This window comes from Rhodococcus sp. T7, assembly GCF_009872365.1.
Lineage (GTDB): Bacteria > Actinomycetota > Actinomycetes > Mycobacteriales > Mycobacteriaceae > Rhodococcus_F.
The window spans coordinates 1-9,724 of record NZ_WXYH01000090.1; the positions used below are offsets into that span (position 1 = coordinate 1).

The following is a 9,724-nucleotide window of genomic DNA, read 5'->3' on the forward strand; positions in this document are numbered from 1 at the left end:
TCCATCGTCGGGAGACCTCGACGTCTATCTGCGGACCGACGCGCCCGGCCGACCTACACCCTCATCTGGGAAGAGCCAGCAAAAGACCGCTATTCAAAGCCGGGTACATCCTCCTTTTCATGTGCTCGGCCAACAACCCCGATTCTTACTCCTTATAGGGGGTACGAAAAAGACGGAGAATGCGGGTGCTGTAATCATTAGCCACATCTGTTCCGCTACCAGTCATGCGATTTCAGGGCATCGAGCTTTCCTTCTGAGGGAACTCCGCACGGCTGGCCCAGCCGTCCGATGACCCCACCCCGCCAGCTGTCGATCTCCTGCCGTTCCAAGGCTTCTACCGATGGACCAACAGATCAACCACCTGAGTGTTCACGATCCGCACCGCAGCCTAGCGGCGGGGTTGGCCGGTAGAACCCTTTCACATAGGCAACCGGACGATTTGTCGAGTTGCACCTGAACACCCGAAACGTCTGTCCGCCCCACCGGCCCGGTGTTCGCCAAAGCTGACCATGCCACGGCCATTACCGCTCAGGCGATCCGGTCCGCGACCACTGGGGGCCACCGGGGCTCAGTACCCGGCCCTGTGGCACAGGCCGTCAGATAGAAGAAACCCGGGACTGTAATCCCGGCAGGAAGGCCTCGCCGTCTACCACTGGGGGACCACGCAGGCAGTTCGTTGCCGTGTGTGATCTTGATTACCTCCACCTTGGCGTCACCTATTAGGACGGTAATTGATCGACGGGAAATACTTATTTCAGCCTTATTGAAGAATTTTGCATATGAATGCGAGCTCTACCTGTCCTACCAGAGCCTGCTACTGGGGCTCATCGATGGCGGACGGGTGCTTAGCCAGCGGCGTCACCTTGATCGCCATGTACCGAAACAGGGGAAGGTCGGAAAGCAGGGCGTGCAGTTCGTCGTTGTCTGCCACCTCGAACACGGAGTAGTTGGAGTACTCCCCCACCACCCGCCACAAATGCACCCAGCGGCGATCACGCTGCAGCTGCTGGGAATACTCCCGTTCCTCGGCCCTGATGGCCTCTGCCTGCTCCCGGGGCATGTCCAGCGGGATATTGACGTCCATTCGGACCAGATAAAGCATGTGTTTCTCCAAGCGGTCAGGGTAGGAAACGGCCGGGGCCGCCGGGATGGTTAGTTTTGCCGGTACCTTTTCAGTTTGTCGGTGTCGATTTGCGCTCCGACGCCGGCCACCTCGCGGACGCGGATGGCGCCGTCGCGGATCTCAAGAGGTTCGGCCAAAAGGTCGTCGGTCATGTCCAGGAAGTTGGATAGCTCCCCCGCGCGTCTGGAAGTAGCCTCGAACGCCGCGCCGAACGTCACCGTGGCCAGGCTTCCCACCTGAGTATCGATCTGGTTACCCATGGTGACGTCCACACCCAGACCCTCGCACAGGCCAAGGATCTGCTGGGCCTCGGTGAAGCCGCTCCGTGCGGTCTTGATGCAGATAGCATTACTGCCCCCGGACAGTAGTTCCCGGGAGACGTCACCGAGGGTGGGAACGCTTTCGTCGCCCACAATCGGAATTTTCGACTGCTCCACAAGGCGTCTCCGGCCCATGACTTCACCGGCGTCGCACGGCTCCTCCAACATGGACAGACCAAGCCCCTCGGTCCGTCGCAGCACCTCAAGGGCTTCGTTCGCCGTCCAGCCCCGGTTGGCGTCGAGATAGATCTCTGTGTCCTCGCCCAGGCCTTCGCGCAGCACGTGGCACGCCTCGACGTCCAGGGACAGCGGCCGCCTCCCGGTCTTGAGCTTGAAGGTGTTAATTCCGTATGACTCCCGTACTCGCAGGGCTTCCTGCAACAGTTCGGCGGCCGGTTTGAATCCGAGCATGTGCGAAACGCGCATGCTCTCCGTGAAGCCGCCCAGCAATTTGTGGACGGGAGTGTCAAGGGAAATTCCGATGACATCCCAGAGGGCGATGTCCAGGGCACCCTTTGCCGTGCGATTGTGGACCGTGCGGCGGAGAATCTGCTGGACCTTTGAGCGGTCCAACGGATCCAGACCGATCAGTTGCGGGGCGAAGACCTTGGTCACCACCGAGATGATGGAGTCTTGCGTTTCACCGTAGGTGTAGGGGCGTGGAGGAGTGTCCGCCAGTCCGCAGATGCCGGTGTCCGTGTGGATCCGGATCAGCACATGTTCAGCGGTGTCCACCTCGCCGCTGGCGAATTTCAGCGGCGATGCGTAGGGAATGGCGTAAGGGATCGCCTCGATACGTTCAATTTTCATGGGAAGAATCCTTTGCGGCGCCTGCAGGCTGGAAAGTGGGGAGCGAATCAAAGAGGGTCAGGAAGCTTCGCAGCAGCGGCGTCTCGTTGTTGCGGTTCCACGCCACGGCGAGGTCAACCGGCAGCGGGTTTCGCAGCGGCCGGAAGACCACGCCCTGAAAGGAAAACAAACGGGACGTCATGGGCACCAGGGCGACCCCCATGCCGGCCGCCACGAGCGAGAGGAGGGTGGAAGTTTCCTTGGCTTCCTGGACCAGCCGCGGCTGGAAACCGGCCTTGCGGCAAGCGTCAACGAAGATACTACTGACCGCCGAGTAGCTGGGGTAGCTAATAAAATCCTGCTCAGCCAGATCCTCGAGTTCCAGGGTGCCCTTCTCCGCGAGCATGGAATCGGCAGGAAGTGCGGCCACAAGCTGGTCCTGCTCCAGCAGCTTGAGTGCCACCATGCCGGATCGGACCGGCGGTCGGAGGACGGCGATGTCGAGGCGCCCTTCCTCGAGGGCTGTCTCCATCTGCGGCGTCAGCATTTCGCCTTGAACTGTGATCCGCAGCCCGGGCAGACTGCGCCGGGCCGCCTGCACCACGATGGGCATCAGACGATAGGTGGCCGTCCCGGTAAAGCCAGCCCGGATAACGCCGGTTGCGCCTGCACCCACCTGCTGGACGTCCGATTCCAGTACTTCAAGTTCATCCAGCAACACCCGGCCCCGGTCCAGAAGCAGCCGTCCGGCAGGCGTCAGCTCCACCTTTCGGGTGGTGCGGAGCAACAGCGGCGTCCCCAACTGGTCCTCAAGCTGCCGGATCTGCTGGGAGAGCGGCGGCTGCGCCATGTGCAGTCGGAGCGCAGCGCGGCCGAAATGCCGTTCTTCAGCCACGGCAATGAAGTACCTGAGGTGTCGCGTCTCCATCGAATCCTCTCAGCGGGCTCTTCCCACGGCGAGTTGCCGTATCGAGACCAGCATATGAAGGATTTTTAGTAAAAAGAAATACTTATTTGCGCCTCGCTGAGATGATTCAAGTCCTAAAAGGTGTTCTGCGCTTCCAGCGCGGCCCGCTGTCTCGGCCAAGAAAATATCGCGAGAGGACCCGTTTTGGCCGCCGCCGGCGGCATCTGCGCGGCCGGCGTCTGCCCGACACGTGCGGCCGGTGTTCAAGTCTCCCCAGGCTATGGACAGTTTCCTGTGTGCGACGAAATCCTGGTCTCCTTGACGTATCAGGCCTGCAGGTGGCGGCAGCTTGCCACGGCTCATCGTGTGATTGATGTTTATCGCGGATTTACCGCCCCTCCCTTTACCCAGCCGGATGGCGTTTTGTCGTTTCCTGCGCCAAGTCAGTGACATATCGTCCGCGCAGACCTTATTCATATTCAGAGGATATCAATCAAGCGCAAATGAATATTTCTCATTGAATAATTCCCGGTCTACTATCGCAGAACGTCCGCATGTGATCCGTACCACGGCAGCGATTCGAAATCACGGGGCGTTCCAGTCCGCCCCTGCACGGAGACCGTGCATAGACAAAGGAGTCAGTATGACGACGGAAACCCATGCCAGCGCTGCCGCTTCCGGCGCAGGGGCCACCGCCCGCTTCAGGGAGAACAAGCAGTTCACGGCGACCTCGAGTCAGGAGCGGGTCAGCACCCTCGCCGGCCGGGTCATTAAGGCCATCAACGACGCCGTTCTGGACGAGAAGGTCACCTACGAGGAGTACAACGCCTTCAAGGCCTGGCTCATCCAGGTCGGCGAAGACGGTGAGTGGCCGCTGTTCCTCGACGTCTGGGTAGAGCACTCGGTCGAGGACGTCGCCAACGCCAACCGGCACGGCTCCAAGGGCACCATCGAGGGCCCGTACTACATCCCCAACGCACCGTCGCAGCACACCCCGGCCACGCTGCCCATGCGTAAAGACGAACCGGGCACCCCGCTGCTGTTCCAGGGGCAGGTCCGCAGTGTCTCCGGCGAACCGCTGGCCGGCGCGCTGATCGAACTGTGGCACGCCGACGACCTGGGCTTCTACTCCCAGTTCGCCCCCGGCCTGCCGGAATGGAACCTCCGCGGTACCGTGATCGCGGACTCCGAGGGCAGGTACCAGATCAACACCATCCAGCCCGCGCCGTATCAGATCCCTACGGACGGCGCCTGCGGAGCCCTCATCGCCGCGGCAGGTTGGCACGCCTGGCGTCCCGCCCACCTGCACTTGAAAGTAGCGGCTTCCGGACACCGGCTGATCACCACTCAGCTGTACTTCGTGGGCGATGAACACCTCACCGACGACATCGCCTCGGCGGTCAAACCCGAGCTCATCCTGGCTCCCACAGATCGGATTGACGGCGCCGGACGCGAAGTCACCTACGACTTCATCCTGGATCCAGCCTGATCGAAGAAGGACCCAGGGATCCTGACGTGATCGACGTCCAGATCTAAATTAACCTCGCGAAAGGAAAAATTGTGACCGATACAATAAATAGCGACGTACCTGTCGGGCCGAAAGTGAAATGGTCCGACGCGGACATTGCTGCTCTCATTGACGATGAGACCGGCCGGATCGACCCCCGCATCTACACCGACGACGCGCTGTACCAGCAGGAGCTGGAGCGGGTATTCGGCCGGTCATGGCTGCTCTTGGGACATGAGACACAGATCCCCAAACGCGGGGACTACATCACCAACTACATGGGTGAAGATCCTGTCATTGTTGCGCGTCAGAAAGATGGGGGAATTTCGGTTTTCCTTAATCAATGCCGCCACCGCGGCATGCGGATCTGTCGCGCGGACGGAGGTAACGCCAAATCCTTTACCTGCAGCTATCACGGTTGGGCGTATGACACGGCCGGCAACCTGGTAAGTGTGCCTTTCGCGGATGAGGCTTTCCCGAACCTGCAGAAAAGAGACTGGGGCCCCCTTCAGGCCCGGGTCGAGACCTACAAGGGCTTGATCTTTGCCAACTGGGATGCCGATGCCCCTGATCTGGACACCTACCTGGGTGAAGCAAAGTTCTACATGGACAATATGCTGGACAGAACCGAAGCGGGCACCGAAGCAATCCCGGGCATTCAGAAGTGGGTCATTCCATGCAACTGGAAGTTTGCTGCGGAACAGTTCTGCAGCGATATGTACCACGCCGGCACAACCTCCCATCTTTCGGGCATTCTGGCAGGGCTACCTGAAGATGTTGAATTGAGCGACCTGGCGCTGCCGACGACGGGTATGCAGTATCGCGCCCCCTGGGGCGGCCACGGTAGCGGGTTCTACCTCGGCGACCCCAATATGATGATCGCCATGATGGGCCCGGTTATCACTGAGTACTGGACGAAGGGGCCCGCCGCCGAAAAGGCGATTGAACGCTTGGGAGCCGCAGATCGCGGCGACCCCATGATATTCCAGCACATGACGGTCTTCCCGACGTGCTCGTTCCTACCCGGCGTCAACACCGTTCGCACCTGGCATCCCCGCGGACCTAACGAGATCGAAGTCTGGTCCTTCACTATCGTCGATGCAGATGCGCCTGATGAGATCAAGGAAGAATTCCGTAAGCAGACGCTGCGCACATTCTCAGCCGGCGGTGTTTTCGAGCAGGATGATGGAGAAAACTGGGTCGAAATCCAGCACGTACTGCGTGGACACAAGGCCCGCAGCCGCCCTTTCAACTCGGAAATGGGGCTTGGACAGATTGACACAGACAATCCTGACTACCCAGGCGAGCTGAGCTACGTCTACAGCGAGAACGCGGCTCGTGGTCTGTACAACCAATGGGTCCGGATGATGACATCCCCAGATTGGGCTGCATTGAATGCCACCCGGCCCGGGGCAGCGGAATAAACCTTCACTGAACCCGCTGCGGGCGCCGGACTGACGCCCGCAGCGGAACGTTCACTAGCTCAATCCATCTGTAATGAACCCCAGAATGAATACGGGAGAAATCATGCTTGACGCCGCTAAAGACTATGCATCTTTCCAAACAAAGCCCGCCCCGGTTGACCTCGCTCTGCAGCAGGAGATAGAGCAGTTCTATTATTGGGAGGCGAAACTTCTCAATGACCGACGTTTCCCAGAGTGGTTTGAGCTGCTGGCGGAAGATATTCACTACTTCATGCCAATCAGGACTACACACATTATGCGTGAAACCGACCTGGAATATACCGGCGCCAGGGAGTATGCGCATTTCGACGATAACGCTCACATGATGCGTGGACGTCTTCGCAAGATCACCTCCGACGTCAGCTGGTCAGAGAACCCGGCCTCGCGTACGCGCCACGTGATTTCAAACGTAATGATTGTTCCCGGTGAAAATCCGGGTGAATATCACATTTCTAACGTCTTCATCGTTTACAGGAATCGGCTTGAACGTCAAGTCGACATCTTTGCAGGTGAACGCAAGGACATCATACGCCGCGTGGATACAGAAGCGGGGTTCGAACTTGCCAAACGGACGATTCTTATCGATCAAAGCACAATTATATCCAATAACCTGAGTTTCTTCTTTTAAGTAAGGAGGGAGAATTATGGCTCTCACGAAAGTCTGTGATCGCAATGATCTGCCGCCAGGCGAGATGCTTCGTTATGAAGGCGGCCCGGAACCGATACTTGTATCCAATGTCGACGGAGAATTCTTCGCGGTTCAGGATGTGTGTTCCCATGACAACTGGGCCCTTTCGGAGGGCTTCCTCGAAGACGGCATAGTGGAGTGCACACTTCACTATGCGAAGTTCTGTGTGCGGACAGGCAAAGTCAAGGCGCTGCCGGCTAGTTCTCCGTTGAGAACTTTCGTCGTCAAGGTTGAGGGGAACGACGTGTTGGTCGATCTTGACAGCGGAGTGACGAACTGATGGGGATCTCCGATGTCGTGATCATCGGCAGCGGTGTCGCAGGTGTGAGCGCCGCACAGTCGCTTCGCTCGGAGGGGTACGAAGGCCGTCTTCTGCTAGTCGGCAAAGAAAACGTGCTCCCCTATGACCGCACCTCGCTCTCCAAAGCTGTACTTGGGGGTGACCTCGCCGATCCGCCACCGCTGTTGCCCGCCGGCTGGTATGAAGACGAGCAAATAGAGACACTTTTCGGCAGGCGCGCCACACGGATTGATCTCACTAGCAGAGAGGTTCTTCTGGATGATGGCAAGTCTCTCAAGGCCGATCGCGTCCTGATCGCGACCGGGTCCAGCCCGCGCGTGCCCTCCTTCCCGGGAACCGACATCTTGGGCGTAGAAACCCTGCGAACGTTGGAGGACGTCCAGCGGCTTCGCCAGGACTGGGAACCGGGGAAACGCCTTGTGATCATGGGTGGAGGCCTGATTGGCTGTGAGGTCGCAACCACGGCCCGGAAGCTCGGGCTCGAGGTAACGGTCTTAGAGGCTTCAGATGAACTACTTGAACGTGTCATGGGACGCCGGATCGGCAGCTGGTGCCGGGCCCGACTCCAGGAAATTGGCGTTACGGTCGCGCTCCGCACCGGTGTGGCCGGATTCGAAGGGAAGGACCGGCTGAATGCAGTGATCGGTACCGACGGCCGTCGTTTCCCTGCGGATAGCGCACTTATTTGCATCGGAGCGGAGCCCGACGTGCAGATTGCCCGGCAGGCCGGACTTGCCTGCGACAGGGGTATAAGCGTGAACGACTCCGGCGAAACCGCCTCTGCTGGGGTGTTCGCTGCCGGGGACGTAGCCTCCTGGCCGCTGCTGGCGGGAGGTCAGCGGTCACTCGAAACGTACATCAACAGTCAGAAACAGGCCACCGCAGTGGCCTCCGCAATGCTGGGAAACATTGTTCATGCGCCTCAGATCCCTGTGTCCTGGAGCGAAATAGCCGGGCATCGGATGCAAATGATCGGCGACATCGCTGGCACCGGAGAGTACGTCACACGAGGTTCCCTTGAAGACGGTGCGGGCCAGTTGTTTAGACTGTCCGGCCAGCGCGTGGTAGCGGCAATCTCGGCAAACGCCCCGCGAGACTTCGCTATGGCCGTGCGGCTTGTTGAGAGCGGAGTTGAGTTGTCCCCTGGGCAGCTCGGCGATATGAACGTAACCCTGCGGCAATTGGCTCGCCCGGCGCAGCAGCCAGTGTGAGTGGCATAAACGGGAGCGGCATGAGGCTCAAGGGTGACCGCCATGGCCAACCGAAGCCGCGTAACGCCGAGAAGACCGCGCCCGTCAAGGCAGAGCTCAGACGGCTGCTGCCAAAGACAATCACCGCAGCGTCTTCCACACCAAAACTGGGACGACCGAAGGTCTTAGGTATGACCATACGACAGGAGTAACTTAATGCATGAACCTCGAGCCATCATCAGCCCTAGCCGGTACGTTCAAGGAGCCGGCGCCATTCATCAGCTCGGCAGGTACTTGAGCCCTATCGGTTCGACGCCCCTTGTCGTGGCCGATGACTTGGTGTGGGGCCTGGTCGGCCATGACGTGGAACACGCGCTCGAGAGTGCGGGCCTCAGCTTCACACGGGAAACTTTCAACGGGATTACGACGGAAGGCGAAATCAATCGCATCGTTGATGCCATCAAACGGACCGGTGCAGACGTAGCGGTCGCAATTGGGGGAGGTAGCGCCATTGACACAGTTAAGGCCGCTGGACACCTCGCCGGGATCAGATGGGCAAATTGTCCGACCGTCGCTTCGACTGACGCTCCATGCAGTGCACTGTCGGTGCTGTATACCGAGGCTGGCGAGTTTCACGAGTATCGCTTCCTTCCCAGAAACCCAGACTTAGTATTGGTCGACTCGCAAATCGTCGCCAATGCTCCTGTGTCACTCCTTATCGCAGGGGTGGGCGATGCGCTTGCTACATGGATTGAGGCCCGCGCAACGTCACGGTCAAATTCACAGACCATGGCGGGGGGGCCACCTACATTGGCGGCCACTGCGCTTGCTGAACTCAGCTGGAACATATTGTGGGAGAACGCACTGCCGGCCATAGACGCCGTCCGCGACAATCAAGTAACGCCTGCAGTGGAGAAAGTCATAGAAGCCAATACCTTACTTTCCGGCATCGGCTTCGAATCCGGCGGGGTGGCGGCTGCCCATGCAATCCACAACGGCTTGACAGGCGTTCCGGAAACCCACGGCCTTGCCCACGGCGAAAAGGTAAACATCGGCTCCATCGCCCAGCTCATGCTTGAAGGGGCACCCACAAGTGACGTTCGCGATTTCATCGAGTTCACCACTCGAATCGGATTGCCTACCACGCTAACCGAAATTGGACTTCGATCTGACGACCGGGACTCCCTGAAGAGAGTTTCAGACGCGGCCACTGTTCCCAGCGAGACTATCCATTCGATGCCCTTCGACGTAAACAGCGGCGACGTCCTTAGCGCCCTCATCTCACTTGAGAGATTTGCCGTCCGCGTCAGGGCGGATGCCAAGCTTCCGGAACCAAAATTCTACGTAGCACACTAAACAGGCTCATCCCAATCGGGGGTGTAGGAGTTGGGGTCTGAAGCCGCCGGTCTCGAGCAGGCTTCGGGCGATGTAGTTGG

The 9,724-nt window shown here is 59.3% G+C and carries 9 protein-coding genes; 6 read left to right on the plus strand and 3 right to left on the minus strand.

Annotation, left to right across the window (positions count from 1 at the left end):
- Positions 1–814 precede the first annotated feature (814 nt).
- Genes catC through MLGJGCBP_RS11440 form a run of 3 tightly spaced genes read right to left on the minus strand, consistent with a single transcriptional unit; the run spans position 815 to position 3,160 of the window.
- Positions 815–1,102, minus strand: coding sequence for a muconolactone Delta-isomerase (catC, locus tag MLGJGCBP_RS11430; protein WP_160095648.1), 288 nt, complete (start codon positions 1,100–1,102; stop codon positions 815–817).
- 50 nt (positions 1,103–1,152) lie between these two features.
- Positions 1,153–2,253, minus strand: a complete 1,101-nt coding sequence (locus MLGJGCBP_RS11435; protein ID WP_160095650.1) for a mandelate racemase/muconate lactonizing enzyme family protein — start codon at positions 2,251–2,253, stop codon at positions 1,153–1,155.
- A complete protein-coding gene (locus tag MLGJGCBP_RS11440) occupies positions 2,243–3,160 on the minus strand; it encodes a LysR substrate-binding domain-containing protein (protein WP_160095652.1) in 918 nt (305 codons plus the stop codon). Before MLGJGCBP_RS11440 ends, MLGJGCBP_RS11435 begins: the two co-directional genes overlap by 11 nt.
- A gap of 622 nt (positions 3,161–3,782) precedes the next feature.
- Here MLGJGCBP_RS11440 and catA point away from each other — a divergent pair.
- The 6 genes from catA (at position 3,783) to MLGJGCBP_RS11470 (ending at position 9,644) form a co-directional block, all read left to right on the plus strand.
- Positions 3,783–4,628 carry a catechol 1,2-dioxygenase gene (catA, locus tag MLGJGCBP_RS11445; protein ID WP_160095654.1) on the plus strand — a complete coding sequence of 282 codons (846 nt, stop codon included), beginning with the start codon at positions 3,783–3,785 and terminating at the stop codon, positions 4,626–4,628.
- Positions 4,629–4,699: 71 nt separating this feature from the next.
- The gene (locus MLGJGCBP_RS11450; RefSeq protein ID WP_160095656.1) at positions 4,700–6,070 is read left to right on the plus strand and encodes an aromatic ring-hydroxylating dioxygenase subunit alpha; all 1,371 of its coding nucleotides are present in this window, start codon (positions 4,700–4,702) and stop codon (positions 6,068–6,070) included.
- A 103-nt stretch (positions 6,071–6,173) separates the two neighbouring features.
- Entirely contained in the window at positions 6,174–6,737 is a 564-nt protein-coding gene (locus tag MLGJGCBP_RS11455; RefSeq protein ID WP_160095664.1) for an aromatic-ring-hydroxylating dioxygenase subunit beta, read from the plus strand.
- A gap of 16 nt (positions 6,738–6,753) precedes the next feature.
- The gene (locus MLGJGCBP_RS11460; protein WP_160095658.1) at positions 6,754–7,077 is read left to right on the plus strand and encodes a bifunctional 3-phenylpropionate/cinnamic acid dioxygenase ferredoxin subunit; all 324 of its coding nucleotides are present in this window, start codon (positions 6,754–6,756) and stop codon (positions 7,075–7,077) included.
- The gene (locus MLGJGCBP_RS11465) at positions 7,077–8,309 is read left to right on the plus strand and encodes an NAD(P)/FAD-dependent oxidoreductase (protein WP_160095660.1); all 1,233 of its coding nucleotides are present in this window, start codon (positions 7,077–7,079) and stop codon (positions 8,307–8,309) included. The genes MLGJGCBP_RS11460 and MLGJGCBP_RS11465 overlap by 1 nt, the downstream gene beginning before the upstream one ends.
- A gap of 195 nt (positions 8,310–8,504) precedes the next feature.
- Complete coding sequence (locus MLGJGCBP_RS11470) at positions 8,505–9,644, plus strand: glycerol dehydrogenase (RefSeq protein WP_160095662.1); 1,140 nt, start codon at positions 8,505–8,507, stop codon at positions 9,642–9,644.
- Positions 9,645–9,724 lie beyond the last annotated feature (80 nt).

What these genes read in the sequence shown, in the direction of transcription:
- catC (WP_160095648.1), bottom strand. Translation starts at nt 1,102, where the DNA reads ATGCTTTATCTGGTCCGAATGGACGTCAATATCCCGCTGGACATGCCC.
- MLGJGCBP_RS11465 (WP_160095660.1), top strand. Translation starts at nt 7,077, where the DNA reads ATGGGGATCTCCGATGTCGTGATCATCGGCAGCGGTGTCGCAGGTGTG.
- MLGJGCBP_RS11440 (WP_160095652.1), bottom strand. Translation starts at nt 3,160, where the DNA reads ATGGAGACGCGACACCTCAGGTACTTCATTGCCGTGGCTGAAGAACGG.
- MLGJGCBP_RS11460 (WP_160095658.1), top strand. Translation starts at nt 6,754, where the DNA reads ATGGCTCTCACGAAAGTCTGTGATCGCAATGATCTGCCGCCAGGCGAG.
- MLGJGCBP_RS11435 (WP_160095650.1), bottom strand. Translation starts at nt 2,253, where the DNA reads ATGAAAATTGAACGTATCGAGGCGATCCCTTACGCCATTCCCTACGCA.
- MLGJGCBP_RS11470 (WP_160095662.1), top strand. Translation starts at nt 8,505, where the DNA reads ATGCATGAACCTCGAGCCATCATCAGCCCTAGCCGGTACGTTCAAGGA.
- MLGJGCBP_RS11455 (WP_160095664.1), top strand. Translation starts at nt 6,174, where the DNA reads ATGCTTGACGCCGCTAAAGACTATGCATCTTTCCAAACAAAGCCCGCC.
- catA (WP_160095654.1), top strand. Translation starts at nt 3,783, where the DNA reads ATGACGACGGAAACCCATGCCAGCGCTGCCGCTTCCGGCGCAGGGGCC.